Here is a 26833-nt window from a genome sequence, read left to right on the forward strand (position 1 = left end):
ACGGCGACGACTTAACGCGTGAAATCAAGCGCTTGGAAAATTGTGCACGCGTGCACACCCTTCGGTTTCAGCCGCCATTTCCGGCCAGAAGCGGGTCGCGGGCGACCAGGACGGGAGCTGTCAGCACCGCCAGGCTTTCCTTCTGCCGGCCCGCCGCGTCGAAATTCGCGGGATCGAGCCAGCGTTCATAGGCCGCCTGCAGCGCGGGCCAGTCGCTGTCGATGGCGGCGAACCAGGCAGTGTCGCGGTTGCGGCCCTTGACGACGCCCGCCTGTCGGAAGACCCCCTCATAGCTGAAGCCGAACCGCTCCGCCGCCCGGCGCGACGGCAGGTTCGCGGCGTCGCATTTCCACTCGAACCGCCGGTAGCCCGCCTCGAACGCCCAGCGCATCAGCAGCCAGACCGCCTCGGTCGCTTCGCGGGTGCGCTGCAGGCGGGGGGCGAAGGTCAGCCAGCCGGTCTCGATCGAGCCGGCGCGCGGGTCCATCCGCATCAGGCTCATCGTCCCGCCCAGCCGCCCGTCCGCCATGCGGATCGCGTAGTGCAGCGGGTCGTGCAATAGCCGCGCCGCGTCCAGCCAGCCGCCATAGGCCGCCAGATCGGCGAAGGGGCCGACCGGCAGGTAGCGCCACATCGCGCCCTCGGTATCCTTGGCGAAGGCGTCGAAAAGCCCCGCCGCGTGGTCGGGCATCAGCGGCTCCAGCCGGACATACCGCCCCGCCAGCGGCGCGCGGGGCGGCAGGGGCGGCGGGGTCCAGCCGGACAGGTCCATCTCACGCCTCGGGCGGCAGGACGCGCAGGCGCAACTCGCGCAACTGCTCGTTCGAGGGTTTGCTGGGCGCGCCCATCATCAGATCCTCGGCGCGCTGGTTCATCGGGAACATGATGACCTCGCGGATATTCGTCGTGCCGGCCAGCAGCATCACGATCCGGTCGATCCCCGCCGCGCAGCCCCCATGCGGGGGCGCCCCGTAGCGGAAGGCCTTGACCATGCCGCCGAACCGCTTCTCGACCTCCGCGCGTCCGTAGCCGGCCAGTTCGAACGCCTTGAACATGATCTCGGGCTTGTGGTTGCGGATCGCGCCCGACAGGATCTCGTAGCCATTGCAGGCGAGGTCGTACTGGTAACCGTTGACCGCCAGCGGATCGCCCGACAGCGCCTCCAGCCCACCCTGCGGCATCGAGAACGGGTTGTGCGAAAAGTCGATGGCGCCGGTGTCGGCGTCCTTCTCGTACATCGGGAAATCGACGATCCAGGCGAAGCGGAAACCGCTTTCTTCGCTCAGCTTCAACTCGCGCCCGATCTCGACCCGCGCCTTCGCCGCGACCGGCTCGAAGCTTTCGGGCTTACCGCCGAGGAAGAACGCCGCGTCGCCCGCGCTCAGGCCCAGTTGCCGTCGGATCGCCTCGGTCCGCTCGGGGCCAATGTTCTTGGCGATGGGACCGGCACCCGTGGTCTCGCCGCCCTCCTCGCGCCAGAAGATGTAGCCCATGCCCGGCAGACCCTGCGCCTGGGCAAAGCTGTTCATCCGGTCGCAGAACGCGCGGCTGCCGCCGGTGGGTGCGGGGATGGCACGGATCTCGGTGCCGGCGTTTTCCAGCAGCTTCGCGAAGATGCCGAAGCCCGAGCCGCGGAAATGCTCGCTCACCTCCTGCATCTCGATCGGGCAGCGCAGGTCGGGCTTGTCGGTGCCGTATTTCCGCAGGCTTTCGGCAAAGGGGATGCGCGGCCAGTCGGCATGGACCGTCTGCCCGTCGGCGAACAGTTCGAAAACGCCCTGGATGATCGGCTGCATCGTGGCGAAGACATCCGCCTGCTCGACGAACGACATCTCGACATCGAGCTGGTAGAAATCGGTGGGCGAGCGGTCGGCGCGCGGATCCTCGTCGCGAAAGCAGGGCGCGATCTGGAAGTACTTGTCGAAGCCCGCGACCATGATCAGCTGCTTGAACTGCTGCGGCGCCTGCGGCAGCGCGTAGAACTTGCCCGGATGCAGCCGCGACGGGACCAGGAAATCGCGCGCGCCCTCGGGCGAGCTGGCGGTGATGATCGGGGTCTGGAATTCGGTGAAGCCGGCATCCCACATCCGGTCCCGGATCGACCGAACGACGTTCGAGCGCAGCATCATGTTGGCGTGAAGCGTCTCGCGCCGCAGGTCGAGGAAGCGGTAGCTCAGGCGCGTTTCCTCGGGGTAGTCGGGCTCGCCGAAGACGGGCAGCGGCAGCTCGTCGGCCTGCCCCAGCACGCGCAGCTCGCGCACGTAGACCTCGATCGCGCCGGTCGGGATCTTGGTGTTGACCAGGCTTTCGTCGCGCGCCTTGACCGTCCCGTCGATCGAGATGACCCATTCGGCGCGCACCTTTTCCATCGCCTTGAAGGCCGGGCTGTCGCTGTCGGCCAGCACCTGGGTGACGCCGTAGTGGTCGCGCAGGTCGATGAACAGCACGCCGCCGTGGTCGCGCACGCGATGTACCCAGCCCGAAAGGCGCACGTCCTGTCCGACATGTTCGGACCTGAGGGCGGCGCAGGTGTGGCTGCGGTAGGGGTGCATCGCGGGCTCCGTTCGACTGGGTCAAGGCTCGCCGCGATACACCCCGGCAGACCGCCGGAGTCAAGCCCGGCACGGCGGGCACGGGGCGGCCCGCGCTCAGCCCTCCTCGCCCAGGGCGTCCGGTCGGAAGCCGAAGAAGACGCCATCCTGCAGGACCTCGACCACGGTGGCGCGGCGCACATCGGGCGCCTCTGCCGCCGCGGCGTAGGTCAGCGCCAGATCGCAGAGCTGGTTGACCGGCCGCGGCAATCCGCCAGTGGCGCGATGCACCATCTCGGCAGCCTGCCGGCTGAACATGGCGGGGCTGCCCCCGGCGGCCTGCAGGCGCGCGGCGATATACCCGCCCACCCCGTCCAGATCCAGCGCACCAAGGTGCCGGCCGACCGAAACCCGCTGCGCGAAGGCGGCCATTTCCGGCGCCCGGATAAGTCGGGCCAGCGGCGGCTGACCGACCAGGAGCAGCTGAATCCCCGCCCCGTCATCCGTCGCCAGGTTCCCCATCAGGCGCAAGTCCTCCAGCGCGGCGGGGCTCAGGTTCTGCGCCTCGTCGATGACGACCAGGATGCGGCGGCCGGCGCCGGCCTCGGCCTCCAGCGCCGCGCCCAGCAGGTCGAACGCATCGCCGCTGGTCGCGTCCAGGTCCAGGGCCGCGCCGACCCGGTCCAGAATTCCCGCCTGTCCGGGCCGCGGCGTCGTGATCACGCCCGCGGTCACGCTGTCGTCCAGTTCGGTCAGGAACTGCGCCAGCACCGTCGACTTGCCGCTGCCGATCTCGCCGGTCAACACCGTCACCGGCGCACCCGAGGTCAGGCCGAAGTCGAGCACCGCATAGGCCATCCGATGCGCCGGCGACCAGTACAGGAACGCCGGGTCCGGCGCGGCCCCAAAGGGCGGCGCAGCCAGGCCGAAATGGTCGATGTAGTGCTGGCCTGCCTGTCGCATCGTCCCCGGGAGCCTTGCTGCCGCCGCTCTCCGGCGGTTGCTCTGCCTTCGTGTCTATCGGACGCACTGCCGATGACAAAGCCTTGATCGCGGCGCTTTCCGCAACTTCGTGGCGGGAAGTGCCCCGCAGAACTACGTCCGGTTGCAGGCCGGCGTGCGGGTGCAAACCTTGCGCGAAAGCGGGCCTTGCGCGCGATATGTTGAGGTGATCGATTCATCCGACGCGGCGCCGCATCTTGCGCCGACCGCAAGCGCCTGTCATGGCTTGCGGATGAACCGACGCTTCCGCTCATCGGCCGACAGCCACGCCCCGATCGTGCTCTGGATCGTGGCGCTCTGCGCCCTGCCCGAGGTCGTCTTCACCCTGCTCGAAACCCCGCTTTTCGACCTGCCCGATGTTCGGCGTGCGGCGCTGCTCGCTTTCGCCTTCTGGCCGCCGCTGCTGTCCGGGGGCTGGCAGACGCTCTGGCCGGGGCAGTCGGTCTCGATGTTCGTCACCTATGCGTTCCTCCACGTCGGCTTCCTGCACCTTCTGTTCAACATGCTCGTGCTCGTGCAACTGGGCCGCGAATGCGTCGGAAGGCTGGGGGAATGGGGCTTTTCGGTCCTCTACCTCCTTTCGGCGATCGGCGGCGCGGCGGGCTTCCTCCTGCTCCCCTCATCGTCGGGTCCGATGGTCGGCGCCTCGGGCGCGATCTTCGGGCTTTTCGGCGCGGTGCAGTACTGGGACTGGCAGCGCCGGCGGGCGACGGGCGCGTCCCTGGGCCCGTTCTGGAAGGTGATGTTCGGGCTTGTGCTGATGAACGTGCTGCTCCTGCTGCTGGTCGGCAGCTACCTCGCCTGGCAGGCGCATCTGGGCGGCTACATTGCCGGATTTCTGGTCGCGCGCCTGGTCACGCCGACCCTTGGGCACCGCGCGCGCGGATTTCATTGACAAACACGGCAAAGATACGTTGCATTCCGGCAAGGAATGCGCGCTAAACAAAATATGATCAAAAACTGACGGTGCCTCTTGACCGCCCCTGCCCCCGGAACGACCCCGGTCATCGCCATTCGCGGATTGCACAAGCGCTATGGCCCGCTCGAGGTGCTCAAGGGCATCGACGTGACGGCGTTGCCGGGGCAGGTCATCTCGCTGATCGGGTCTTCCGGTTCGGGCAAATCCACCCTGCTGCGCTGCTGCAACCTGCTGGAAGACAGCCAGCAGGGCGAGATCCTGTTCGAGGGCGAACCGGTGCGCTGGCGCGGCAGCGGGCTGCATCGCCACCCCGCCGACAAGGCGCAAGTCGTCCGGATCCGCACCAACCTGTCGATGGTCTTCCAGAGCTTCAACCTCTGGTCGCACATGACCGTGCTGCAGAACGTGATGGAGGCGCCGCTTACCGTGCTGAGACAGGACCGCGCGGAAGTCGAGGCCCGGGCGCGGGAATTGCTCGACAAGGTCGGTATCGGCGACAAGGCCGATGTCTACCCCGCGCAGATGTCCGGCGGCCAGCAGCAGCGCGCCGCGATCGCCCGCGCGCTCTGCATGGAGCCCCGCGCGCTTCTGTTCGACGAACCCACCTCCGCCCTCGACCCCGAACTGGAGCAGGAGGTGGTGCGCGTCATCAAGGCGCTGGCCGAAGAGGGGCGCACGATGCTGCTGGTCACCCACGACATGCGGCTTGCAGCGGATGTATCGGACCACGTCATCTTCCTCCATCTGGGCCTGATCGAGGAAGAAGGGCCGCCCGAAACGCTTTTCGGGGCGCCACGCTCGGCGCGGCTGAAGCAGTTCCTCAGTGCGACCGAACCCGCCTGAAGAAGAAACGAAGAAAAACGCTCGAACCAAGGGAGACACACATGAAGAAACTGATCCTGACCCTCGGCGCGCTGGCGCTGGCAGCCACGACCGCCACCGCGCAGGACGTGATCCGCATGGGCACCGAAGGCGCCTATCCGCCGTTCAACTTCATCAACGACGCGAACGAACTCGAAGGCTTCGAGATCGATCTGGGCAACGAGCTGTGCGCCCGTGCCAACCTGAACTGTGAATGGATCGTCAACGACTGGGACACGATCATCCCCAACCTGGTCGCCGGCAATTATGACACGATCATCGCCGGCATGAGCATCACCGACGCCCGGCGCGAGGTGATTTCCTTCACCCAGGAATACAAGATGCCCGACCCGTCGCTCTATGCCGCGCTGGAAGGCACCGATCCATCGGTGATCGAGAATGGCGTGATCGCGGCGCAGTCGAACACGATCCAAGCGGGTCATGTCGCCGAAACCGGCGCCGACCTGCTGGAATTCCCGACACCGGACGAGACCATCTCGGCCGTCCGCTCGGGCGAGGCCGATGCGGTGCTGGCCGATGGCGACTTCCTGCGGACGATCGTGGGCGAGGCGGCGGATCTGGAGTTCATCGGCGATCCGGTCTTCGTCGGCGGCGGTGTCGGCATGGGCCTGCGCCAGTCCGACACCGAGCTGCGCGAGACCTTCGACGCGTTGATCTCCGAAATGAAGGCGGACGGGTCGCTCAACGAAATGCTGATCAAATGGTTCGGTGAAGAGACGCCGACGTTCTGATCCGTAACCGGGTGGCGGGGCCCTGCGCCCCGCCACCTGCGCAGGTGCGCGATGTTCCATTTCTGCGCCGATCCCTCGATCCTGCCCGACTGGCAGTGGTTTGCGTGCTACCTGACCAGTGGCACGCACCTTGCGTTCTACCGCTCCTTTCTGGTGGTGATCGTCCTGTTGCTGGTCGTCGCGCCATTGGCCTTGGGCATGGGCATGCTGGGGGCACTGGCGCAGCGCTCGCAAGTGCTGCCGCTGAGCCTGCTGGGCCGCGGCTACGTCAACCTGGTACGCGGCGTGCCCGACATCGTCTTCTTTCTGTTCGTGCCCATAGCACTGGGTCAGGGGATCGAGTGGGTCCTGCACCAGGTCAACTGCCCCGACTGGGACCAGCCGATCCGTCAGGGCGACGATTTCGTCGTCTGCCGCGAGGCGAAGATGCCGCCCATCGGTGCCTCGGCCTGGGTGCGCAATGTCTATGGATTTGCCATGGCGGCTGTTGCCTTCGCCCTGGTCTTCGGCGCCTTTGTCGCCAACACGCTCTATGGCGCCATGCAGGCCGTCCCCCGCGCGCAGATCGAGACGGCCGAGGCCTATGGCCTGACCCGCGCGCAGGCCTTCCGCCGGATCGTCCTGCCGCAGATGTGGGTCTTTGCCCTGCCGGGCCTGTCGAACATCTGGCAGATCCTGATCAAGGCAACGCCGCTTCTGTTCCTTCTGGGCATTCAGGATGCGGTCTTCTGGGCGCGCGAACTGGGCGGCGCCAAGACGTCCCTGTTCACCTATCCGCATCCGGACTGGCGGGTCTGGTATTTTCTGGTGCTGCTGGTCTTCTACCTGCTGCTCACCTGGGCGAGCGAGCGCGGATTCGGATGGCTGACGACCCGGGTGTCGCGCGGCCAGGCCACCGCCGAGGGCGAACGCCAACGCCGGAGGGCCGCCGCATGACGGCGCGCGCCCGTCCATGAGAACCTGCGCCGAAAGCTTCGCCGGCTACTTCCTGCGTCCGCTGGGCCGGGAGCATGGCGAGAACCTGCTGCCGCGCGGGCTCGACATCACCTTCTGCGACCAGGCCTTCCTGATCGCGGGCGGGCTGATCTGGAACCTCTATTTCGCCGGGATCGCGATCCTCGTCGGCTTCTTCCTGGCGACCGGCGTGGCGCTGGCGAAATTCTCGGAACGCGCCTGGCTCAACCGGCCGGCATCGGCCTTCGTCTTCGTCTTTCGCGGCTCGCCGCTCTTCATCCAGTTCTTCTTCTTCTACTCGGCCTTCGTGCTGCTGCCGCGGGCCGGGCTGGAAATCCCGCTGGGTTTCACGACCCTCACGCTGCATACCTCGGCGCTGACGACGGCGCAGGTGGGGGCGCTGATCGTGCTGATCCTCAACACCACCGCCTATTCGGCGGAACTCTTCTACGGCGCGTTGCGCGCCATCCCCAAGGGCGATCTGGAGGCCGCGGATGCCTACGGGCTGACCGGGCTGGGGCGCTTTCGTCGCATCGTCTGGCCGAACATGCTACGCCTTGCCTGGCCCAGCTACACGAACGAGGCGATCTTCCTGACCCATTCCACCACGCTGGTGTTCCTTTCCGCCTTTCCCGCGCGCCAGCAGTCGGGCGAGGCGTTCTATTATGCACGCTATTTCGTCGACCAGACCTTCAACCCCTTCGTGGCCTACCCCCTGGTCGCCTTCTACTTCATCCTGCTCACGCTCGCGATCATCGCCGGCTTCGGCCTTGTCAACCTGCGCCTCAACCGTCATCTGCCGCGCCCGCAGCGCGCGCGCATCCGCTTCCGTCCCCAATACATCAGGTAGATCATGCGTGACTGGTTCCGCCACCACCCCGACGTCAAGACCATCCGTATCGCCGCCGCCGACCTCAACGGCCAGGCCCGGGGCAAGCGCGTGCCGGTCCGCTTTGCCGAGAAGATCGTGAAGGAAGGCACGCGGTTTCCCTATTCGGTCCTCAACCTTGACATCTGGGGCGAGGATATCGAGGACAGCCCCCTGGTCTTCGAGACCGGCGATGCCGATGGCGTCCTGAAACCGACCGAACGCGGCTTCATGCCGATGCCCTGGCTGGAGGCGCCGACCGCCCTTCTGCCGATCTGGATGTTCCACGAGGACGGCAAGCCCTTCGCCGGCGATCCGCGCCATGCCCTGGCGCGGGTGCTGGAACGCTACGCGGCGCGCGGCATGCACCCGGTCTGCGCGACCGAGCTGGAATTCTACCTGATCGACGATTCGGGGCGCGAGCTGCGCGTCCCGCCCTCGCCCCGGTCGGGCAAGCGCCGCCCCGGCGCCGACACGCTGGCCCTGCGCGCGCTCGATGCCTTCGACCGCTTCTTCACCGACCTCTACGACGCCTGCGAGGCGATGGACATCGACGCCGACACCGCAATCTCCGAAAGCGGCATCGGCCAGTTCGAGATCAACCTGCTGCATTCCCCCGACGTGCTGAAGATCGCCGACGACACCTGGCTCTTCAAGATGCTAGTCAAGGGCGTCGCGCGCCGCCACGGTTTCGCCGCCAGCTTCATGGCCAAACCCTATGCCGAACAGCCGGGCAGCGGCATGCACATGCATTTCTCGGTCATCGACACCGAGGGGCGCAACCTTTTCGACGACGGCGGCGCGAAGGGGTCCCCGCTTCTGCACCAGGCCATCGCCGGGTGCCTGGCCTTCATGCCCGACATGATGCTGCTTCTGGCGCCGCACGCCAACAGCTACGAACGCATGCAGCCCGGCGCCCATGCCCCCACCGGCGTCAGCTGGGCCTACGAGAACCGCACCGCGGCGATCCGCGTGCCCTCGGGCAGCCACAAGGCGCGGCGGATCGAGCATCGGGTTGCAGGCGGCGACATCAACCCGTATCTGATGATGGCCGGCGTTCTGGGCACGGCGCTGATCGGCATCGAGGACGAAATGACCCCGCCGCCGCCGATCACCGGCAATGCCTACGACCTCGACCTGCCGCAACTGCCCACAACCTGGGCCGGCGCGCTGGACAGCTTCGAGCAGAGCGCCGCGATGAAGCGCATCTTCGCGCCGCAACTGATCGATAACCTGGTCCGCACCAAGCGCCAGGAGATTCACTACATGGCCGAGCTTTCCGAAGCGGAGGTGCTCGACCTCTACCTGGAAACCGTCTGAGGCCAGAATGCTGATCGGAATACTGCAGACCGGCTACGCCCCCGACGCGCTGCGCGCGCAGGGCGACTATCCGGACATGTTCACCCGGCTGCTTGCCGGCAAGGGGTTCGACTTCCGCACCTGGCCGGTGGTCGATGGCGAATTCCCCGAAAGTGTGACCGACGCCCAGGGCTGGCTGATCACCGGCTCGAAGCATGGCGTCTACGAGGGTCACGCCTTCATCGCCCCGCTTGAGCAGTTCGTGCGCGACGCCTTTGCCGCCGGCGTACCGGTCGCGGGCATCTGCTTCGGCCACCAGATCATGGCGCAGGCGCTTGGCGGCAAGGTGGAAAAATACGCCGGCGGCTGGTCAGTCGGGCCGACCGAGTACGATTTCGACGGCGAAATGCTGACCCTCAACGCCTGGCACCAGGACCAGGTGGTGGCACCCCCGCCGGGGGCGCGCGTCATCGCATCGACCCCGTTCTGCGCCTACGCCGGCTTCGCCTATGACGACCACGGGATCTCGGTCCAGCCGCATCCCGAATTCGCCGACGATTTCGTCGCCGGCCTGATCGAAACCCGCGGCCGCGGCCTCGTCGAGGACGACCTGCTGGACGCCGCCCGCGCCCGGCTCGGCCGACCGCTGGACGCCGACCGGATCGCCGACCGGATCGCCACTTTCTTCCGGGCCAGCCGCAACTGACCGACCCGCCCCACCGGGCCAGAGGACCGACCATGTCAAACTGGACGAACAAGATCCCCGAAGCCGCGCGCGACTATCTTGCCGGCCGACGCCTTGATGAAATCGAATGCATCCTGCCCGACATCGCCGGGGTTGCCCGCGGCAAGGCGATGCCCGCCTGGAAATTCGACAAGCAGGCCAGCTTCTACCTGCCGACCACGATCTTCCTGCAGACCATCACCGGCGACTGGGCCACGTCGCCCAAGGGCGAGGACGAATACAAGGAACCCGACATGACGCTGGTGCCCGATTTCGGCACCGCCACCGCGGCGCCCTGGACCGCCGACGTCACGCTGCAGATCATCCATGACGCCAGGGATACCGCGGGCGATCCGATCCCGACCGCGCCGCGCAACGTCCTCAAGCGGGTGATGAAGCTCTATGCCGACAAGGGATGGCGCCCGGTCGTCGCGCCCGAGATGGAGTTCTTCTTCGTCGCCCGCAACACCGACCCGAACAACCCGATCATCCCGCCGGTCGGCCGCACCGGCCGCCGCGCGGCGGCCAAGCAGGCCTATTCCATGTCCGCCGTCGACGAATACGGCAAGGTGATCGACGACGTCTACGATTTCGCCGAGGCGATGGGACTCGAGATCGACGGCATCCTGCAGGAAGGCGGCGCCGGCCAGGTCGAGATCAACCTGGCGCACGGCGACCCGGTCGCGCTGGCCGACAACATCTTCTACTTCAAGCGGATGATCCGCGAGGCCGCGCTGCGCCACGACTTCTTCGCCACCTTCATGGCCAAGCCGATCGAGGGCGAACCGGGCTCGGCCATGCACATCCACCATTCGGTGGTCGGCATCGAGTCGGGCGGAAACATCTTCACCGGCGCGGACCAGGCCGAGACACCGGCCTTCATGCAATTCATCGGCGGCATGCAGCGCTATCTGCCCTCGGCGGTGGCGCTGATGGCACCCTATGTGAACAGCTACCGCCGCTACGTCCCCGACTTTGCCGCGCCGATCAATCTGGAATGGGGGCGCGACAACCGCACCACCGGGCTGCGCGTTCCCCTCTCCACACCCGAGGCCCGCCGGGTCGAGAACCGCCTCGCCGGAATGGACTGCAACCCCTATCTCGGCATCGCGGCCAGCCTTGCCTGCGGCTATCTCGGGCTGCTGAACGACAGCAAGCCGCGCGCGGAATGCGTCACCAACGCCTACATGGGCAACGACGAACTGCCGCTGACCCTGGGCGACGCGATCGACCTGCTGGACGAGGATCAGGACCTGCGCGAGGTGCTGGGCGGCGAATTCGTGGACCTCTACGTCGCGGTGAAGCGCCACGAGTACAAGGAATTCCAGCAGGTCATCAGCCCGTGGGAACGCGAGCACCTGCTGCTCAACGTCTGAGCGCGCGCCCCGAACGAGCCCCGTCGCGCACTCCGGCCAAACGCCACGCCAGGGCATGACCCCCGGTATCCTTGCGCCGGGCAGAAGTTTCGTTTCGGTTAACGACGGTCGTTTATGCGTTAAAATTCAACGCCTTGGGGGGGGGCTGCACAAATTTGTGCGCCCCTCCGGCCAAGCTAGGGTCCTGACCGTACCGGGGGCGCCCCCGCCCTCCGACCGGATTGCACGCCTCAAGCCAGCAGCGTCTGCACCTCGCGCGACTGACCTTCCAGGTTCTTGCGCATCTTGGCAAAGGCCGCGGCCTCGATCTGGCGGATGCGTTCCTTCGACAGGCCCAACTCGTCGCCCAGCGATTCCAGCGTCCGCGCCTCCTCGCGCAACTTGCGCTCGGTGACCACGTAGCGCTCGCGCTCGCTCAGCGCCATCATCGCCTTCGCCAGCCAACTCCGCAGCGTCTCGCGATCATGGCTGACTTCAACACGGTCGGCGGCTTGCGTGGCGTCGTCCTCGATCGTCTCGATCCACTCGCGCCCGTCCTCGTCGTGCGACTGGACCGCGTTCAGCGACAAGTCCGATCCCGCAAGCCGGCCCTGCATCATCTCGACATCCGCCAGCGGCACGCCGATCGACTGCGCGATTCGCTGGCGCAACTGGTGCCCGTCCAGTTCCTCGCCCGTGCCCTGCGCCTCGCGCAGCAACTGGGCCTGAACGCGGCGCATGTTAAAGAAAAGCGACTTCTGGCTCGAGGTCGAGCCGGTGCGCACCATCGACCAGTTGCGCATCACGTAATCTTGGATCGAGGCCTTGATCCACCAGACCGCATAGGTCGAAAACCGCACGCCACGGTCGGGGTCGAACTTGTCGGCCGCCTTCATCAGGCCCAGCCCGGCCTCCTGGATCAGGTCGTTCATCGGCGCGCCGTAATGGCGGAACTTCGACGCCATCGAAATCGCAAGCCGCATGTAGGCCGTGATCAGCCGGTGAAGCGCCGCCTCGTCGCGCTCGTCGCGCCAAGCGTAGGCAAGCCGCAATTCGGTCTCGGCGTCCAGAAGCTCGGCGCGCATCGCGGACCGCGAAAAACGGCGCTGTTCGATCCCGTCAAGTGCCATCTCGATCTCCCCGTGTTTCCCAAGAATACGGGACGCAGCGCAGATCGGTTCAAAAAGCTGATTGAATTATTCGTGAACGATCCTCACGCGCCCTTGAAGCGACACCCGCCTATCCCGAAACCGCCGAAAGCCGCGCGACGGCCCAGTGGGCCGCATCTGCGACCGCGGAATCGGGATCATCGCGCAGCGCCAGGGCGGCGGGCAAGAGCCGCGCACTGCCGGAATTGCCGATCGCGTAAAGCACGTTGCGCACGAAGCGGTCGCGCCCGATCCGCTTGATCGGCGAGCCGGAAAAGCGCGCGCGAAACGCCGCATCGTCCAATCCCGCCAGTTCGGCCAGATCCGGACCGACAAGATCGGGCCGCGCGGCATAGCGAATTTCGGAGGAGGTGCGGGCGAACTTGTTCCAGGGGCATATCGCCAGGCAATCATCGCAGCCGTAGATCCGGTTGCCCATCATCGGTCGCAACTCGGGGTCGACGGGGCCGCGCTGCTCGATCGTCAGGTAGGAAATGCAGCGGCGCGCATCCAGCTGGAACGGCGCGGGAAAGGCCCGCGTCGGACAGATGTCCAGACAGGCCGTGCACGACCCGCAACGCTCCCTCGCCGGTTCATCGACCGGCAATTCGAGCGTGGTGAAGATCGCCCCCAGAAAGAACCAGTTGCCCAGATCGCGCGACAAAAGGTTCGTGTGCTTGCCCTGCCACCCCAGCCCGGCGACGGCCGCAAGCGGTTTCTCCATCACCGGCGCGGTATCGACGAAGACCTTGATCTCGCCCCCCGCCGCCGCGATCAGCCAGCGTCCCAGACGCTTCAGTCGCTTCTTGACCACGTCGTGATAGTCGCGACCCATCGCATAGACCGAGATCGCGCCGGCCTCGCGCGCCTCCAGCAGCTTCAGCGGGTCGACCTCGGGCGTGTAGGTTTCCGCCAGCATGACGACCGACCGCGCCTCGGGCCACAGCGCGCCAGGGTCCGCGCGCCAATCGATCCTGTCTTCCATCCAGCCCATCTGCCCGTGTCGGCCCTCGGCGACGAACCGGCGCAACCGCCCGCCCGCCTCCGGGATCGCATCGGGCCGGGTCACGCCGATCGCCGCAAAGCCCTCGGCGCGCGCCTGTTCGGCCAGCGCCGATTTCAGCGCCGCGCCGTCCATGATCCATTTTCTGTCGTCAAGTATCCTCGGGGGGTGAACGGGCCGCAGGCCCGGAGGGGGGCAGACAGCCCCCCTGCGCCCTCGCGGCAATGCGCCACCTCAGAAATCCAGATCGGCATAATGCCGCGCCGGCTGAAACCCCGGCACCTGGTCGGCCAGAAGCGTGCGAAAGCAGGGGCGCGACTTGATCTTGGCATACCACTCGCGCACCACTGGCTGGCGGTCCCAGTCCACGTCTGCGATGTAGTCCAGACAGGACAGATGCGCCGCGGCGGTGAAATCGGCCAGCGACATCGCATCCCCGGCCAGCCAGCGCCGATGCTCCAGCAGCCAGCCCATGTAATCGAGGTGGTACTTGATGCGTGAGGCCCCGGCCTTGATCTTCTGCGAATCCGGATAGCCGCGCCCCATCAGCTTCTTGTTGACCCGCTCATAGAGCAGGTTGGCCGTCACCTCGCGGTGGAACCCGTCGTCGAACCAGCCGCAAAGCCGCCGCACCTCGCACCGCGCCAGCGGCTCGGTGGGCATCAGCGGCGGTTCGGGATGGGTCTCCTCGATGAACTCGCAGATCGCCTGGCTTTCGGTCAGGGTCCGCCCGTCGTAGCGCAGGACCGGCACCTTGCCGGCGGGATTGCGGCGCAGGAAGTCGGCGCTGGGTTCCCAGTAGCGTTCTTCCACCAGTTCCACCTCCAGCCGCTTTTCGGCCAGCGTCAGGCGGATCTTGCGGCAGAAGGGCGACAGGGGAACGTGGAACAGGCGCAGCATGGGCGACGATCACCAAAGGAAAACTGTGTCCGTTCTGCACGCACCGCGTGCAAAGTTCAACCGCCGAAGCAGGCGGCGCGTCCATCCCGCGCAATGGTCGCGGCGCCGTCCTCGATGGCGCGCGCGCGCCGCGTGACGCGGTCGGTCGGCCGCGACGCGCTGCGCGCCTGCGGCGCGGGCAGGATCGCGGCCAGAAGCGCGGCCTGGCGCGGGGTCAGATCGGCCGCCGCGCGGTTGAAGTAATGCTGCGCCGCCGCCTCGATCCCGAAGACGCCGGTGTCGAACTCGGCCACGTTCAGATAAACCTCCAGCACCCGCTCCTTGGACCACATCAGCTCCATCACCGGCGTGATCCCCGCTTCCAGAACCTTTCTTGGCCAGCTGCGACCATGCCACAGGAAGACGTTCTTCACCACCTGCTGGCTGATGGTCGAGGCCCCACGCGTCCCCCCCGCCTCGATCGCCGAGCGGATCGCCACAACATCAAAGCCCCAGTGGCGGCAGAAATTGGCATCCTCGGCGGCGACGGCCGCGCGCGCCATCACCGGCGCGATCTGCAGCATCGGCACCCAGCGACGCTCGATCGCGCCGAGCCTGCGCCATTCCTGCCACATGTAAAGGCCGCCGGGCGGATCGACGAAGCGGTAGACCCCGATCCAGGCGATCAGCAGCAGTACCAGCGCCACCGCCGCGACCACCATCCAGCGCAGCGTCCGCCGGATCGCGCGGGCGAGCCGGTCGATCGGGCCGCCGCGCGGCGATTTGCGAGAGGTCTTGCGTCGGGGCATGGCGGCGCTCAAACCATGCCGCGCAACCGATGGTCAAGCGAATTGCTCCCGCACAGCCTGTGCCTCGCCCGATCGCGCCTTGATTGCGGCGCCCGCTCCGGTATCCTCTGCCCGAACGCGCCAACGGAGAAGCCCATGCCCCTGCCCCTCGTCCCCCTCGCCGGCACGGCGCTGAAGATCGGCGGTGTCGCCCTCGCCGCCTGGTTTGTCACCCGCCATGTGCAACTCGCGCGCATCGACCAGCGCGCCGAAGACGCGCTCGACGACCTGCCCGACGGGTTGGCCGCGCGCCACGTCGCGGACCGCGAGCAGGCCAACATGACCGGCCGCCTGCGCCGCACCATCCGCCTCGCCCGGTCCGGCCGCGCGATCGAGATCGATGCCGCCTTCATGGCCCGCCTGCGCACGCGGAGGGTCTGAGCATGTACACCCTGCATTACAGCCCGACCTCTCCCTACGTGCGCAAGGTCATGATCGTGCTGCACGAAACCGGGCAGCTGGACGCGGTCACGCTGGCCACGGCAAGCGGCACGCCGCTCGCGCCCGGCTCCATGCCGGTCGGCCACAACCCGCTGGGCAAGATCCCCGCGCTGGAACGTCCGGACGGCTGCACGCTCTACGACAGCCGGGTGATCTGCCGCTTCTTCGCCGAAAGCGCCAAGGACGGCCCCGCGTTCTACCCCAAACCACCCCGCCTGTGGGAAGTGCTGACCCTCGAGGCCACGGCCGACGGCATCCTCGATGCCGCGATCCTGATGCGCTACGAGACCGCCCTGCGACCCGAGGAAGGCCAGCTGCCCGACTGGATCGAAGGGCAATGGGCAAAGATAGCGCGCAGCCTCGATGCGCTCGAATCGCGCTGGATGGGGCATCTCAACGGCCCCCTCGACATGGGCCAGGTCGCCGTCGCCTGCGCGCTCGATTATCTCGACCTGCGCCACGACGCGCGGCGCTGGCGCGCGGGTCGCGACACCCTCGCCGCCTGGCATGCCACCTTCGCCGAACGCCCCTCAATGCAGGCAACGCGACCCGAGTGACCCATCAGCCAGACCACGCCACGCAGGCGCCTTATCGCGCCCATCCGCCCCCCAGGTGCGGCTTTTTGCCCGAGATTGCGGCTGGACGCCCCCAATATTCACCGCTAATTACCCGCAGGGGCCGCTTTCGTTTTGCGCGGCACTTTCGGGCATTGCGCCGGAAACCTAACTGGAATGGAGAAGATCCGTGTCCCACGCAGAAGACAACGCAGGCACTCGCCGGGATTTTCTGTACTACGCCACGGCCGGCGCCGGAGTGGTGACGGCGGGCGCGGCGGTCTGGCCGCTCGTCAACCAGATGAATCCTTCCGCTGACGTGCAGGCGCTCTCGTCGATCTTTGTCGATATCAGCGGTGTCGAGGAAGGCAGCCAGTTGACCGTGAACTTCCTCGGCAAGCCGGTCTTCATCCGGCGCCGCACCCCCGAAGAGATCGAAGAAGCGCGCGCCGTGTCGCCGGACGATCTGTCCATCGACCGCCAGTCGCGCAACCCCAACCGCCCCGGCTCGGACGCCAGCGACGCCAACCGCTCGCTCGACGAGGCCGGCGAATGGCTGGTGATGACCGGCGTCTGCACCCATCTCGGCTGCGTGCCGCTGGGCAATGGCGCGGGCGATTTCAACGGCTGGTTTTGCCCCTGCCACGGGTCGCACTACGACACGTCGGGGCGCATCCGCCGCGGCCCCGCGCCTGAGAACCTTCATATCCCGGTGGTCCAGTTCGTGGACGACACCACCATCCAGCTCGGCTGATAGGGAGTAGCCCATGTCCGGAATTCCGCACGATCACTACGAGCCGAAATCCTCGGGTGAGAAATGGCTGCACCGTCGGTTGCCGGTCGTCTCGCTGCTTTATGACACGCTGATGATCCCGACCCCCAAGAACCTCAACTGGATGTGGATCTGGGGTGTGGTTCTGGTCTTCTGCCTGGTGCTGCAGATCGTCACCGGCATCGTGCTGGCGATGCACTACACGCCGCATGTCGACATGGCCTTCGCCTCGGTCGAGCATATCATGCGCAACGTCAACGGCGGGCACATGCTGCGCTACATCCACCAGAATGGCTCGATGCTGTTCTTCCTCGCCGTCTATCTGCACATCTTCCGCGGCATGTACTACGGCAGCTACAAGACCCCGCGCGAGGTGACGTGGATCATCGGCATGCTGATCTACGTGCTGATGATGGCCACCGCCTTCATGGGCTACGTGCTGCCCTGGGGCCAGATGTCCTTCTGGGGCGCGACGGTGATCACCGGGCTCTTCGGCGCGGTTCCCGGCGTCGGCGAGGCGCTGCAGACCTGGCTTCTGGGCGGCCCCGCGGTGGACAACGCGACGCTCAACCGCTTCTTCTCGCTGCACTACCTCTTGCCCTTCATCATCCTCGGGCTGGTGATCGTGCACGTCTGGGCGTTCCACACCACGGGCAACAACAACCCCACCGGGGTCGAGGTGCGCCGCGCCTCGAAGGAAGAGGCCGAGAAGGACACGCTGCCCTTCTGGCCCTACTTCGTGATCAAGGACCTCTTCGCCCTGGCCGTGATCCTGATCATCTTCTGGGCCGTCGTCGGCTTCATGCCCAACTACCTGGGCCATGCCGACAACTACATCGAGGCCAACCCCCTGGTCACGCCCTCGCATATCGTGCCGGAGTGGTACTTCCTGCCCTTCTACGCCATCCTGCGCGCCTTCACCTCGGACGTGTGGATCGTGATGGCCGCCAACTGGGTCAGCTTCGGCATCATCGACGCCACCTTCTTCGGCGTGCTGGCCATGTTCGGCGCGATCTTCGTGCTCGCGCTGCTGCCTTGGCTCGACACCTCGGCGGTCCGCTCGGGCCGGTACCGGCCGGCGTTCAAGATGTGGTTCTGGCTCTTCATCATCAACTTCGTGGTCCTGACCTGGGTCGGCGCCATGCCGGCCGAGGGGATCTACACCACGATCGCGCTGATCGGGACCACCTACTGGTTCGCCTACTTCCTAGTGATCCTGCCGCTTCTGGGCGTGCTCGAAAAACCCACGGTGCCCCCCTCGACCATCGAGGAGGATTTCAACCAAACCCTGGGCAAGCCCGCACCGAAGGGTGGCAAGCGCCTCGATCCCGAACCGATCCCGGCCGAATGAGAAAGGACATGCCCATCATGACCATCAGACAGCTTGCCCTCTCGGCGGTCGCGGCGCTCGCGCTCGGCACGGGTCCGGTGCTTGCCGCCGGCGGCGATGGCGATATCACGGACTTCTCCTTTCCGTTCGAAGGGCCATTCGGCAGCTACGACCGGGCGCAACTCCAGCGCGGGCTTCAGGTCTATACCGAGGTCTGCTCGGCCTGCCACGGCCTGCAGTATGTCCCGTTCCGCACTCTGACGCAGGAAACCGGCCCTGCGATCTCGCCCGAGGCGATGCGCGCCTATGCCGGCACGTTCGAGATCTTCGATGCCACCCTTGACGATTGGCGCCCGGCCGACGGCCCGGATCACTTCCCCGGCTCGCAGATGGAAACGGCCCCCGACCTCAGCCTGATGGCCAAGGCCAGGGTCGGCTTCTCCGGCCCCTACGGTCTCGGCATCAACCAGTTTCTTTTCGGCATGGGCGGCCCGGAATACATTGCCTCGTTCCTGCTCGGCTTCGATGGGCGCGAGGAAATGCAGGCGGGCACGATGTTCTACTACAACACCGCCTACGACGGCTGGGTCTCGATGGCCCCGGTCCTGTGGGAGGATGGCGTGGAATACGCCGACGGCACGCCGGCCACGGTCGAGCAGCAGGCCCAGGACCTCGCCGCCTTCCTGATGTGGACGGCCGAGCCGCATCTGACGGAACGCAAGCGCGCGGGCCTCGTCGGCGTCGTCTTCCTGACGCTGCTCGCCTCGCTCCTCTACCTCACCAACAAACGCCTCTGGGCGCCGGTCAAATCGGCAGCCAAGGGCAAGAACCGGGAAGCCTGAGACCCCGGCAGCGCCTGATCCTGGAAACGCGCCCCCCTCGGGGCGCGTTTTGCCTTGGCGGCGGCAGGCAATCCGCCCCGGACGCCGGACGCCAGCGCGAGCGAGATCCCGCGCGCCGCCCTGGCCGGCCCCGAGCTGAAAACGGCCGATCGGCCCCCCACCGGCCTTACCCCGCCCCTTCAGGCGCGGCGCCTTGCACCAGGTTTCCATCCGGTTAATTATTTGACCGAGATCCCATGATTTCAGATACTTGATCGGCGGTCCACGCGTGGACCGTGCATCGCGCGACCTTCCCAACCCCCGCTTGAACGAGATCCAGAACGCTTATCCCGCGCATGAGCCGCGCCGCGCAGGCTCCCTCGGCAGAGCGGCCGGTTCACTGCCGCAGCGGCAGCGCCAGTATCTCGCGCGCCTGCTGCCAGCTGGCGACCGGACGGCCATGCTTCTCGCACAGTTCGACCGTCCGGTGCACCAGCGCCGCGTTCGACGGCGCCAGCGTCCCGCGGTCCAGCCGGACGTTGTCCTCCAGCCCCGTGCGCGCATGACCGCCCGCCCCGATGCACCAGTCGTTGAGCAGGATCTGCCCCGCCCCGATGCCCGCCCCGCACCACTGCGCATCGGGCGCCAGCCGCTTCAGCGTCGCCACATAGAAATCGAAGACCTCGCGGTCGATCGGCATCGCGTTCTTCACGCCCATCACGAACTGCACGTAGAGCGGCGACTTCAACCGCCCGTCCTGGCTCATCTTCACCGCCTGGAAGATGTGGCTCAGATCGAAAGCCTCGATCTCGGGCTTCACCCCATGCGCAATCATCTCCTCGGCCAGCCAGTCGACCAGATCGGGCGCGTTCTCGTAGACGCGCGTCGGAAAGTTGTTCGACCCCACCGCAAGCGACGCCATGTCGGGCCTCAAGGGCAGCATCCCCCCGCGCGCCGCCCCCGACCCCGACCGACCACCGGTCGAGAACTGGATGATCATGCCCGGGCAGTGCTTCTCCAGCCCTTCCTGCAGCCGCGCGAACCGCTCAGGGTCCGAGGTTGGCTTGCCCTCGTCGTCGCGCACATGCGCATGCACGATCGTCGCGCCCGCCTCGAACGCCTCCTGCGTGCTCTCGACCTGCTCGTCGATCGTGATCGGCACGGCGGGGTTGTCGGCCTTCGTCGGAACCGACCCGGTGATCGCGACGCAGATGATGCAGAGGTCGGATGTGTCAGTGCTGGGCATGTCAGAGATCCAGAAAAACGGTTTCGGTTTCGCCTTGCAGGCGGATGTCGAACCGATACTGGCCCGGCGCGGTCTTCTTCGCAACCAGCGTCTGGACGCGCTGGCGTTGCTCGATCCGGTTCAGAAGCGGATCGGCGCTGTTGTCGGCGTCCTCGAAATAGATCCGTGTCTGCAGCCCGATGTTGATCCCGCGCGCGACGATCCACAGCGAGATGTGCGGCGCCTGCCACCTCCCGTCCGGCAGAAGTACCGACCCCGGCCGGATGGTCCGCAGGGTGAATTCGCCCGTGTCGGCATCGGCGGCGAACCGGGCGAAGCCCGTCACTTTCGGATCGGCCCCTGCCTGCCCCGGAAAGCGGCCGGCGGCATCGGCCTGCCAGCTTTCCAGCATCGCGTCGCGCATCGCCCAGCCGGTCCCGTCGAAGACGGACCCGGTGACCGTGGCGACTTCGCCCTCGGCACCCTCCGCGAAGGGGCTTCGGCCCAGATCCTCGGGGTAGATGCCCGTCAGCCCCGCGAAACTCGGGATGCAGCCGATATGCACATAGGGCCCCGCGGTCTGCGAGGGCGTCTCGTCCAGCCAGTCGAGTTTCTGCACCATCTCACATCCCCTCGGGCCGGTTTTCGAACATCGTCTGCCGCAGGCCGCGCAGCACGATGTCGAACTTGTAAGCCAGAAAATCCAGCGGGCGCGCCTGCCCCATGTCCAGCGGCGCCACCAGCCGGTCGATCTGCGCACGCGACTTGATCGTGTGGACGATGGGGCAGCGGTCGATCAGCGGATCGCCCTCGAAATACATCTGGGTGATCAGCCGCTGCCCGAACCCGTGCCCGAAGACCGAGAAATGGATATGCATCGGCCGCCAGTCATTGCCACGGTTGGGCCAGGGGTAGGCACCAGGCCGGATGGTCAGGAACTGGTAGCGCCCCGCCTCATCGGTCAGCGTTCGCCCGCAGCCCCCGAAATTCGGATCGAGCGGCGCCATATAGCTGTCCTTCACATGCCGGTAACGCCCGCCGGCATTGGCCTGCCAGATCTCGACCAGTGTCTCGGGCACGCCCCGGCCGGTCTGATCCATGATCCGGCCATGCACCAGGATCCGCTCGCCGATCGCCGGCGCCGCGCCCTTGGTCCAGTTCAGGATCAGGTTGTTGTCCAGAGGCCCGATCAGCGACGCCCCGAAGCGCGGGCCGGTCTCCTCGGCCGGGGTCGCGTCCATCGACAGAAGCGGCAGGCGCGGCGCACGCACGACACTGGTCTTGTAGTCCGGATCCAGCGGCACCGGGTGCACGCTGCGGTCCCGCGGGATCAGCGGGCCGTCAGCCATCGGCCTGTTCCATCTCGGCAAAGACCGCCTTGGCGATCTTGATCGCGCTGTTGGCGCGCGGCACCCCGGCGTAGATGGCGACGTGCTGGAACGCCTCCATCACGTCGCGGGGGCTGGCGCCGGTGCGCGCGGTTGCGCGGACATGCATCGCGATCTCCTCGGTATTGCCGGTCGCCGCCAGAATCGCCAGCGTCAGCATGGAGCGTTCGCGCGCGCTGATCGCGTCCGAGGCCCAGAGGTTGCCCCACGCCGCCTCGGTGATCAGCACCTGGAATGGCTTGTCGAGCGCGGTCATTGCCGCGTCGGCGCGGTCGACATGCGCGTCGCCCAGCACCGCCCGGCGCACCTGCACGCCCTTCAGGTATCGGTCGTTCATCGCTTCCCCCTCAGTACGGCAGCCCCGTGTAGTTGCGTGCCATGGCGGCCTGCGCGCTGGCAAGCGTTTCCAGCTGCCGCAGTTCTGCCTCCTGGATCTTCTGATCGAAATCGGTCTGGTCGGGAAAACGGTGCAGGATCGAGGTCATCCACCACGAAAACCGCATCGCCGCCCAGATCCGCGTCAGCGCCCGGTCGGAATACGCCTCCAGCGCCGCGCCGTCGCCGGCAAAGGCCGCGATCAGCCCCTCGGACAGGTAATGCACATCCGACGCGGCCAGGTTCAGCCCCTTGGCCCCCGTCGGCGGCACGATATGCGCGGCATCCCCGGCCAGGAACAGCCGTCCCCAGCGCATCGGCTCGGTGACGAAGCTGCGCAGCGGCGCGATGGACTTCTCGATCGACGGGCCGGTTTCCAACCCCTCTGCCACCTCGGCGGGCAGGCGGCGGCGCAACTCGTCCCAGAAGGCCGCGTCCGACCAGTCCTCGGCCCGGTCGGTCAGCGGCACCTGGATGTAGTAGCGCGACAGCGTCGGGTTGCGCATCGAGGCCAGCGCGAAGCCACGCGGGTGGTTGGCATAGATCAACTCCTCCGCCGCCGGACGGGTGCGCGACAGCACGCCCAGCCAACCAAAGGGATAGACGCGCTCGTATTCGGTTCGCTTGTCGCGCGGGATCGCCTGCCGGCTGGGCCCGTGGAACCCGTCGCAACCGACGATGTAGTCGGCGTCGATCCGCTGCGCCTCCCCGCCCCTTTGAAACGTGACATAGGGCGCCTCGGTCGTCAGGTCGTGCAGTGCCACCTCGGACACCTCGTCCAGGATCGTCGCGCTCGCCGCATCCTGCGCGGCATACAGATCGCGCGTCACCTCGGTCTGCCCGTAGACGGTGACCACCTCGCCGATCCGCGCCTTGAAATCGACGCGGAACATGCCGCCGGCGGTCGACAGCATCGTGCCCTCATGCACGATCCCCTCGCGGTCCAGCCGCGCGCCCACGCCCGCGCGGCGCAACAGCTCGACCGTGCCCTGCTCCAGCACCCCGGCGCGGATGCGGCCCAGCACATGCGCCCGCGTCTGGCGTTCCAGCACGACTGTCGCGATGCCGGCGCGCATCAGAAGCTGTGACAAAAGCAGCCCCGAAGGCCCGCCGCCGATGATCGCGACCTGAGTCCGCATGCGCCCCCTCCCCTGCATCAAGGGGGAAGATACGCCATCGACCCGCCAATTGAATGGATGATCGCCGCAATCGCTGGTACTATCCGAACATGACGCAGCCCGCCGCGATCCCCGCCTTCGGCCTTTATGGCGAGGGGCAGAGCCTGCCCGACGTACTGCATTGCGAGCGCATCCGCGAGCGCGCCCGCCTGCACGACTGGCAGATCGCGCCGCACAGCCACCCCAACCTGCACCAGACGGTATTGATCCGGCGCGGCGATGCACGGATCACGGTCGACGGGCGCACGCGCGAACTGGCACTGCCGGTCCTGCTGAACATCCCCCCCTGGGTGGTGCATGGCTTCCGCTTCGCCGCCCGAACCGAAGGCTATGTCCTGACCCTGCCCGCCGACGCCTTCCCCGAGCTTCTGGGCGAACACGCACTGCTCGCCCAGGCTTTGTCCACCTGGGGCGCGGTCGCGGCCGATGCGGACCTCGACCCCCTGTTCGAGGCCTTGCTGGACGAACAGGCCCGCGACGATCCCGCCCGCGCCCCGATGCTGCGGGCGCTGGCGACGCAAGTCCTCTGCCGGGCGGCACGAAGCCTTTTCGCCACCGCGCCCGGTGCAGTGCCGGCGCGCTACGCGGGCTACATGCAGGCGTTCGACGCATTGGTGCAGCGCCACTTGGGCGAGAACAGGCGCGTGTCCGACCATGCCGCCGAACTGGGCCTGACCGCCACGCATCTCAACCGCATCTGCCGCGCGCTGGCCGGTATGTCCGCCGGCCGCTACATCGAGGCGCGGCGCCTGCACGAGGCGCAACGCCTTCTCGCCTACACCCGCCAGCCCGTGGCCGAGGTCGGCTACGCGCTGGGATACGACGACCCCGCCTATTTCTCGCGCGTGTTCCGCCGCCAGATGGGCGAGACCCCCTCGGCCTGCCGGTTGCGCCTCGCAGGGTCGGATCTGCCGCCGCTGACCCCGCGCTGACCGGCTGCCGTCGCGTCGCGCGCCAAACGGCGTTGCCGCGCCGCGCGCGCCTGATAGGATCGCCCGAAACAGGACCGATCAGAAGGACGCCCCGATGACCCTGCCCCGGACGACCACCGCGCTGGCGCTGCGCGACGGCGGCTTCGCCAAGACCCCCGTGCCCCAGGTACCCGAAACGCTCTCGCCGCATCTGGAACTGCGCGAGGTGCCGCTACCCGACCTGACCGATGGTCAGGTCCTGATCGAGGTGACGTTGGCGCCGGTAAACCCCTCGGACCTGTTCTTCGTGCAGGGCGGCTACGGCCAGCCGCGCACCGCCGGGCTCGCCGCCGGGTTCGAAGGCGTGGGCCGGGTGGTCGCCGGCAAGGGCAAGACAGCCGAGGCGCTGGTCGGGCAGCGCGTGTCGTTTCTGGGCACGCGCACCGGCACCTGGGCCGCGCATGCGATCAGCGACGCCGCGCTCTGCATCCCCCTGCGCAAGGACCTGCAGGACACGGACGGCGCGGCGCTGATCGTCAATCCGCTGACCGCCGTCGCGCTTCTGGAGACGGCGCGCGACAGCGGCGCGAAATCCTTCATCGTCAACGCTGCGGGCTCGCAACTCGGTCGGCTGATCCTCGGGCTGGCGCGCGACGAAGGTCTGCAACCCATCGCCTTGATCCGCCGCCCCGGTGACCGCGAAGCGCTGCACGGCCTCGGCGCCGCCGAGGTGCTGGTGTCCGGTGAAGGCGACTTTGCCGAGGCCGCGCAGAAGGCGCTGAAGGACCACAAGCCGCGCGTCCTTCTCGACGCGGTGGGCGATCAGATCACCGCCGATCTCTTCTTCGCGATGCCCCGCGGCGCGGTCTGGGTCAGCTACGGCAAGATGGGGTCCGAAGCGCCGCAGCTCACACAGATGGGGCAGTTCATCTTCATGGACAAGCGGATCGAGGGGTTCTGGCTCTCGACCTGGCTGCCGGCGAAATCGGCTGCGCGGCGCGCAGAGCTGATCGCCCGCGTCCAGAACCGCTTCGCCAGCGGCGCCTGGTCGACCCGTATTGCCGCGACCCTGCCGCTGCCCGACGCGATTGAGGGGATTCTGCCGGCCTACCGCAAGAGCGCGGGCAAGGTCTTGCTGGCGCCCTGATCCGACCCCGATCCGAGCTGCGGGGGCGTTCATGAAAGGTTTCCGGGGGCTTTCCAGGCTCCTGCTCGACGGTTACGGGGCATGAACGTGATCCCTAGGCGGTCGCCCACGCCCCAGCGGCAACGGGCGCGCTTGATTCCGCCCCCCACAAGGCATAGTCAGTGCCCGACAACGCCGGAGACGCCCATGCCCGCCCCCCTTGTTTTCAACGCCCAAGCCCGCCCCACTGCCTGCCTGGCGCTTGCCGACGGCACCGTCTTCTACGGCCGCGGATTCGGCGCGACGGGTGAGACCGTTGCCGAACTCGTCTTCAACACCGCCATGACCGGCTACCAGGAAATCATCACCGACCCCTCCTATGCCGGGCAGGTCGTGACCTTCACCTTTCCGCACATCGGCAACGTCGGCGTCACCCCCGAGGACGACGAAACCGCCGATCCCTTCGCCGCCGGGATGGTGGTGAAATGGGACCCGACGGCTCCTTCAAACTGGCGCGCCGCGGGCGATCTGGCGGATTGGCTGGCGCGCAAGGGGCGCATCGGCATCGGCGGAATCGACACCCGCCGGCTGACCCGCGCCATCCGCCAGCAAGGCGCCCCGCACGTCGCCCTGTCCCATGATCCAGAAGGGAAATTCGACATCGAAGCCCTGATCGCCAAGGCCCGCGAATGGCGCGGACTTGTCGGACTCGATCTGGCAAAGGATGTCTCCTGCCGACAAAGCTATCGCTGGGACGAGATGCGTTGGGCCTGGCCCGAGGGCTATCGCCCGCAAACCGCGCCGCGTCACCGGGTGGTGGCAATCGATTATGGCGCGAAGCGCAACATCCTGCGCTGCCTCGCGTCGGCCGGCTGCGAAGTGACCGTGCTGCCGGCCACCGCCACCGCCGAGGACGTGCTGGCGCTGAACCCCGATGGCGTCTTCCTGTCGAACGGGCCCGGCGATCCGGCCGCGACCGGCGACTATGCGGTGCCGATGATCAAGGGGGTCCTGACACGCGACATGCCCGTGTTCGGCATCTGCCTCGGCCATCAGATGCTGGCGCTGGCCCTGGGGGCGAAGACGGTCAAGATGAACCACGGCCATCACGGCGCCAACCACCCCGTCAAGGATCTGGAAACCGGAAAGGTGGAAATCACCTCGATGAACCACGGTTTCACCGTGGACAGCCAGACCCTGCCTAAAGGCGTCATCGAGACGCATGTCAGCCTTTTCGACGGCTCGAACTGCGGCATTCGGCTGGCGGATCGTCCGGTCTTTTCGGTTCAGTATCACCCCGAAGCCAGCCCCGGCCCGCAGGACAGCTACTACCTGTTCCAGCGTTTCGCGGCGGCGATGGAGACGCGCAAGGTTGCCTGATCGCCGCACGCCCCGTTAACCTTGCGTTAAAGTCCTGCACGACAGCCTGAGCGTCCTCCGCTAGCTTGGCGAGTATTGTTTCCGGGGCGTGCAAGACGATGGGATTTGGCCGGACAGGCACGACGCAACAGACCGTCTGGCAAGCGGCCACGCCGGCCCGGCCGGTCCCGCTGGACGTTCCGCGCGCGC

The 26833-nt window shown here is 67.2% G+C and carries 28 protein-coding genes; 16 read left to right on the forward strand and 12 right to left on the reverse strand.

All coding sequences use genetic code 11. The features are described from left to right. Nucleotides 1-67: 67 nt before the first annotated feature. The 3 genes from IM708_RS08265 to IM708_RS08275 form a co-directional block, all read right to left on the reverse strand. The gene (locus IM708_RS08265) at nucleotides 68-772 is read right to left on the reverse strand and encodes a GNAT family protein (RefSeq protein WP_209425928.1); all 705 of its coding nucleotides are present in this window, start codon (nucleotides 770-772) and stop codon (nucleotides 68-70) included. A gap of 1 nt (nucleotide 773) precedes the next feature. Further along, the gene (gene aspS, locus IM708_RS08270; RefSeq protein ID WP_209425929.1) at nucleotides 774-2552 is read right to left on the reverse strand and encodes an aspartate--tRNA ligase; all 1779 of its coding nucleotides are present in this window, start codon (nucleotides 2550-2552) and stop codon (nucleotides 774-776) included. 96 nt (nucleotides 2553-2648) lie between these two features. Further along, nucleotides 2649-3494 carry an AAA family ATPase gene (locus IM708_RS08275; protein ID WP_209425930.1) on the reverse strand — a complete coding sequence of 282 codons (846 nt, stop codon included), beginning with the start codon at nucleotides 3492-3494 and terminating at the stop codon, nucleotides 2649-2651. Nucleotides 3495-3765: 271 nt separating this feature from the next. Here IM708_RS08275 and IM708_RS08280 point away from each other — a divergent pair, with 271 nt between their 5' ends. The 8 genes from IM708_RS08280 to IM708_RS08315 all read left to right on the forward strand — a co-directional run bounded on the left by IM708_RS08280 (nucleotide 3766) and on the right by IM708_RS08315 (nucleotide 11286). Further along, a complete protein-coding gene (locus IM708_RS08280) occupies nucleotides 3766-4428 on the forward strand; it encodes a rhomboid family intramembrane serine protease (protein WP_209425931.1) in 663 nt (220 codons plus the stop codon). Nucleotides 4429-4506: 78 nt separating this feature from the next. After that, nucleotides 4507-5295: an ATP-binding cassette domain-containing protein gene (locus tag IM708_RS08285; RefSeq protein WP_209425933.1), complete on the forward strand. Its 789-nt coding sequence runs from the start codon at nucleotides 4507-4509 to the stop codon at nucleotides 5293-5295. A 41-nt stretch (nucleotides 5296-5336) separates the two neighbouring features. Beyond that, entirely contained in the window at nucleotides 5337-6065 is a 729-nt protein-coding gene (locus IM708_RS08290) for a transporter substrate-binding domain-containing protein (protein ID WP_209425936.1), read from the forward strand. Nucleotides 6066-6116: 51 nt separating this feature from the next. Next, nucleotides 6117-7001: an ABC transporter permease subunit gene (locus IM708_RS08295; RefSeq protein ID WP_209425938.1), complete on the forward strand. Its 885-nt coding sequence runs from the start codon at nucleotides 6117-6119 to the stop codon at nucleotides 6999-7001. 16 nt (nucleotides 7002-7017) lie between these two features. Next, nucleotides 7018-7869, forward strand: a complete 852-nt coding sequence (locus tag IM708_RS08300) for an ABC transporter permease subunit (RefSeq protein WP_209425940.1) — start codon at nucleotides 7018-7020, stop codon at nucleotides 7867-7869. A 3-nt stretch (nucleotides 7870-7872) separates the two neighbouring features. After that, nucleotides 7873-9207: a glutamine synthetase family protein gene (locus tag IM708_RS08305; RefSeq protein WP_209425942.1), complete on the forward strand. Its 1335-nt coding sequence runs from the start codon at nucleotides 7873-7875 to the stop codon at nucleotides 9205-9207. A gap of 7 nt (nucleotides 9208-9214) precedes the next feature. Then, complete coding sequence (locus IM708_RS08310; protein ID WP_209425944.1) at nucleotides 9215-9892, forward strand: type 1 glutamine amidotransferase; 678 nt, start codon at nucleotides 9215-9217, stop codon at nucleotides 9890-9892. Nucleotides 9893-9924: 32 nt separating this feature from the next. After that, entirely contained in the window at nucleotides 9925-11286 is a 1362-nt protein-coding gene (locus tag IM708_RS08315; RefSeq protein WP_209425946.1) for a glutamine synthetase family protein, read from the forward strand. 230 nt (nucleotides 11287-11516) lie between these two features. Here IM708_RS08315 and IM708_RS08320 read toward each other — a convergent pair whose 3' ends face one another. From IM708_RS08320 to mtgA, 4 genes are all read right to left on the reverse strand, one after another. Then, nucleotides 11517-12395, reverse strand: coding sequence for an RNA polymerase factor sigma-32 (locus IM708_RS08320; protein ID WP_209425948.1), 879 nt, complete (start codon nucleotides 12393-12395; stop codon nucleotides 11517-11519). Nucleotides 12396-12504: 109 nt separating this feature from the next. After that, nucleotides 12505-13551: a tRNA epoxyqueuosine(34) reductase QueG gene (queG, locus tag IM708_RS08325; protein WP_209425951.1), complete on the reverse strand. Its 1047-nt coding sequence runs from the start codon at nucleotides 13549-13551 to the stop codon at nucleotides 12505-12507. A 99-nt stretch (nucleotides 13552-13650) separates the two neighbouring features. Further along, on the reverse strand, nucleotides 13651-14316 hold the full coding sequence (locus IM708_RS08330) for a glutathione S-transferase family protein (RefSeq protein WP_209425953.1): 666 nt from the start codon (nucleotides 14314-14316) through the stop codon (nucleotides 13651-13653). A gap of 56 nt (nucleotides 14317-14372) precedes the next feature. Continuing rightward, nucleotides 14373-15104, reverse strand: a complete 732-nt coding sequence (mtgA, locus tag IM708_RS08335; RefSeq protein ID WP_209425954.1) for a monofunctional biosynthetic peptidoglycan transglycosylase — start codon at nucleotides 15102-15104, stop codon at nucleotides 14373-14375. Between the two features lie 135 nt (nucleotides 15105-15239). Between mtgA and IM708_RS08340 the strand changes: the two genes are divergently transcribed. The 5 genes from IM708_RS08340 to IM708_RS08360 all read left to right on the forward strand — a co-directional run bounded on the left by IM708_RS08340 (nucleotide 15240) and on the right by IM708_RS08360 (nucleotide 19082). After that, nucleotides 15240-15524: a hypothetical protein gene (locus tag IM708_RS08340; protein ID WP_209425957.1), complete on the forward strand. Its 285-nt coding sequence runs from the start codon at nucleotides 15240-15242 to the stop codon at nucleotides 15522-15524. 2 nt (nucleotides 15525-15526) lie between these two features. Then, nucleotides 15527-16141, forward strand: a complete 615-nt coding sequence (locus tag IM708_RS08345; protein ID WP_209425959.1) for a glutathione S-transferase — start codon at nucleotides 15527-15529, stop codon at nucleotides 16139-16141. A gap of 187 nt (nucleotides 16142-16328) precedes the next feature. Further along, nucleotides 16329-16892, forward strand: a complete 564-nt coding sequence (petA, locus tag IM708_RS08350) for a ubiquinol-cytochrome c reductase iron-sulfur subunit (RefSeq protein WP_209425961.1) — start codon at nucleotides 16329-16331, stop codon at nucleotides 16890-16892. 13 nt (nucleotides 16893-16905) lie between these two features. Beyond that, nucleotides 16906-18261: a cytochrome b N-terminal domain-containing protein gene (locus tag IM708_RS08355; protein ID WP_209425963.1), complete on the forward strand. Its 1356-nt coding sequence runs from the start codon at nucleotides 16906-16908 to the stop codon at nucleotides 18259-18261. 17 nt (nucleotides 18262-18278) lie between these two features. After that, nucleotides 18279-19082 (forward strand): cytochrome c1, encoded by an 804-nt coding sequence (locus IM708_RS08360; protein WP_209425965.1) that lies wholly within the window; start codon nucleotides 18279-18281, stop codon nucleotides 19080-19082. Nucleotides 19083-19458: 376 nt separating this feature from the next. Here the strand turns inward: IM708_RS08360 and IM708_RS08365 are convergent, their stop codons facing one another. Genes IM708_RS08365 through pobA form a run of 5 tightly spaced genes read right to left on the reverse strand, consistent with a single transcriptional unit; the run spans nucleotide 19459 to nucleotide 23188 of the window. Beyond that, nucleotides 19459-20307, reverse strand: a complete 849-nt coding sequence (locus IM708_RS08365) for a 3-keto-5-aminohexanoate cleavage protein (protein WP_209425967.1) — start codon at nucleotides 20305-20307, stop codon at nucleotides 19459-19461. 1 nt (nucleotide 20308) lies between these two features. After that, nucleotides 20309-20908 (reverse strand): protocatechuate 3,4-dioxygenase subunit alpha, encoded by a 600-nt coding sequence (gene pcaG / locus IM708_RS08370; RefSeq protein ID WP_209425968.1) that lies wholly within the window; start codon nucleotides 20906-20908, stop codon nucleotides 20309-20311. A gap of 1 nt (nucleotide 20909) precedes the next feature. Then, nucleotides 20910-21635, reverse strand: coding sequence for a protocatechuate 3,4-dioxygenase subunit beta (gene pcaH, locus IM708_RS08375; protein WP_209425970.1), 726 nt, complete (start codon nucleotides 21633-21635; stop codon nucleotides 20910-20912). Next, on the reverse strand, nucleotides 21628-22011 hold the full coding sequence (pcaC, locus tag IM708_RS08380; RefSeq protein WP_209425972.1) for a 4-carboxymuconolactone decarboxylase: 384 nt from the start codon (nucleotides 22009-22011) through the stop codon (nucleotides 21628-21630). The genes pcaH and pcaC overlap by 8 nt, the downstream gene beginning before the upstream one ends. A 10-nt stretch (nucleotides 22012-22021) precedes the next feature. Continuing rightward, nucleotides 22022-23188 (reverse strand): 4-hydroxybenzoate 3-monooxygenase, encoded by a 1167-nt coding sequence (gene pobA / locus IM708_RS08385; protein ID WP_209425973.1) that lies wholly within the window; start codon nucleotides 23186-23188, stop codon nucleotides 22022-22024. Between the two features lie 53 nt (nucleotides 23189-23241). Here pobA and IM708_RS08390 point away from each other — a divergent pair, with 53 nt between their 5' ends. From IM708_RS08390 to carA, 3 genes are all read left to right on the forward strand, one after another. Next, the gene (locus IM708_RS08390) at nucleotides 23242-24159 is read left to right on the forward strand and encodes a helix-turn-helix domain-containing protein (protein WP_209425975.1); all 918 of its coding nucleotides are present in this window, start codon (nucleotides 23242-23244) and stop codon (nucleotides 24157-24159) included. A 94-nt stretch (nucleotides 24160-24253) separates the two neighbouring features. After that, on the forward strand, nucleotides 24254-25285 hold the full coding sequence (locus IM708_RS08395; protein ID WP_209425976.1) for a zinc-binding dehydrogenase: 1032 nt from the start codon (nucleotides 24254-24256) through the stop codon (nucleotides 25283-25285). Nucleotides 25286-25471: 186 nt separating this feature from the next. Further along, the gene (carA, locus tag IM708_RS08400; RefSeq protein WP_209425978.1) at nucleotides 25472-26644 is read left to right on the forward strand and encodes a glutamine-hydrolyzing carbamoyl-phosphate synthase small subunit; all 1173 of its coding nucleotides are present in this window, start codon (nucleotides 25472-25474) and stop codon (nucleotides 26642-26644) included. Nucleotides 26645-26833: the final 189 nt, after the last annotated feature.

Source organism: Pararhodobacter sp. SW119, assembly GCF_017811755.1.
Taxonomy (GTDB): Bacteria; Pseudomonadota; Alphaproteobacteria; order Rhodobacterales; family Rhodobacteraceae; genus Pararhodobacter.

What these genes read in the sequence shown, in the direction of transcription:
- IM708_RS08265 (WP_209425928.1), bottom strand. Translation starts at nt 772, where the DNA reads ATGGACCTGTCCGGCTGGACCCCGCCGCCCCTGCCGCCCCGCGCGCCG.
- aspS (WP_209425929.1), bottom strand. Translation starts at nt 2,552, where the DNA reads ATGCACCCCTACCGCAGCCACACCTGCGCCGCCCTCAGGTCCGAACAT.
- IM708_RS08275 (WP_209425930.1), bottom strand. Translation starts at nt 3,494, where the DNA reads ATGCGACAGGCAGGCCAGCACTACATCGACCATTTCGGCCTGGCTGCG.
- IM708_RS08280 (WP_209425931.1), top strand. Translation starts at nt 3,766, where the DNA reads ATGAACCGACGCTTCCGCTCATCGGCCGACAGCCACGCCCCGATCGTG.
- IM708_RS08290 (WP_209425936.1), top strand. Translation starts at nt 5,337, where the DNA reads ATGAAGAAACTGATCCTGACCCTCGGCGCGCTGGCGCTGGCAGCCACG.
- IM708_RS08295 (WP_209425938.1), top strand. Translation starts at nt 6,117, where the DNA reads ATGTTCCATTTCTGCGCCGATCCCTCGATCCTGCCCGACTGGCAGTGG.
- IM708_RS08300 (WP_209425940.1), top strand. Translation starts at nt 7,018, where the DNA reads ATGAGAACCTGCGCCGAAAGCTTCGCCGGCTACTTCCTGCGTCCGCTG.
- IM708_RS08305 (WP_209425942.1), top strand. Translation starts at nt 7,873, where the DNA reads ATGCGTGACTGGTTCCGCCACCACCCCGACGTCAAGACCATCCGTATC.
- IM708_RS08310 (WP_209425944.1), top strand. Translation starts at nt 9,215, where the DNA reads ATGCTGATCGGAATACTGCAGACCGGCTACGCCCCCGACGCGCTGCGC.
- IM708_RS08315 (WP_209425946.1), top strand. Translation starts at nt 9,925, where the DNA reads ATGTCAAACTGGACGAACAAGATCCCCGAAGCCGCGCGCGACTATCTT.
- IM708_RS08320 (WP_209425948.1), bottom strand. Translation starts at nt 12,395, where the DNA reads ATGGCACTTGACGGGATCGAACAGCGCCGTTTTTCGCGGTCCGCGATG.
- queG (WP_209425951.1), bottom strand. Translation starts at nt 13,551, where the DNA reads ATGGACGGCGCGGCGCTGAAATCGGCGCTGGCCGAACAGGCGCGCGCC.
- IM708_RS08330 (WP_209425953.1), bottom strand. Translation starts at nt 14,316, where the DNA reads ATGCTGCGCCTGTTCCACGTTCCCCTGTCGCCCTTCTGCCGCAAGATC.
- mtgA (WP_209425954.1), bottom strand. Translation starts at nt 15,104, where the DNA reads ATGCCCCGACGCAAGACCTCTCGCAAATCGCCGCGCGGCGGCCCGATC.
- IM708_RS08340 (WP_209425957.1), top strand. Translation starts at nt 15,240, where the DNA reads ATGCCCCTGCCCCTCGTCCCCCTCGCCGGCACGGCGCTGAAGATCGGC.
- IM708_RS08345 (WP_209425959.1), top strand. Translation starts at nt 15,527, where the DNA reads ATGTACACCCTGCATTACAGCCCGACCTCTCCCTACGTGCGCAAGGTC.
- IM708_RS08355 (WP_209425963.1), top strand. Translation starts at nt 16,906, where the DNA reads ATGTCCGGAATTCCGCACGATCACTACGAGCCGAAATCCTCGGGTGAG.
- IM708_RS08360 (WP_209425965.1), top strand. Translation starts at nt 18,279, where the DNA reads ATGACCATCAGACAGCTTGCCCTCTCGGCGGTCGCGGCGCTCGCGCTC.
- IM708_RS08365 (WP_209425967.1), bottom strand. Translation starts at nt 20,307, where the DNA reads ATGCCCAGCACTGACACATCCGACCTCTGCATCATCTGCGTCGCGATC.
- pcaG (WP_209425968.1), bottom strand. Translation starts at nt 20,908, where the DNA reads ATGGTGCAGAAACTCGACTGGCTGGACGAGACGCCCTCGCAGACCGCG.
- pcaH (WP_209425970.1), bottom strand. Translation starts at nt 21,635, where the DNA reads ATGGCTGACGGCCCGCTGATCCCGCGGGACCGCAGCGTGCACCCGGTG.
- pcaC (WP_209425972.1), bottom strand. Translation starts at nt 22,011, where the DNA reads ATGAACGACCGATACCTGAAGGGCGTGCAGGTGCGCCGGGCGGTGCTG.
- pobA (WP_209425973.1), bottom strand. Translation starts at nt 23,188, where the DNA reads ATGCGGACTCAGGTCGCGATCATCGGCGGCGGGCCTTCGGGGCTGCTT.
- IM708_RS08390 (WP_209425975.1), top strand. Translation starts at nt 23,242, where the DNA reads ATGGATGATCGCCGCAATCGCTGGTACTATCCGAACATGACGCAGCCC.
- IM708_RS08395 (WP_209425976.1), top strand. Translation starts at nt 24,254, where the DNA reads ATGACCCTGCCCCGGACGACCACCGCGCTGGCGCTGCGCGACGGCGGC.
- carA (WP_209425978.1), top strand. Translation starts at nt 25,472, where the DNA reads ATGCCCGCCCCCCTTGTTTTCAACGCCCAAGCCCGCCCCACTGCCTGC.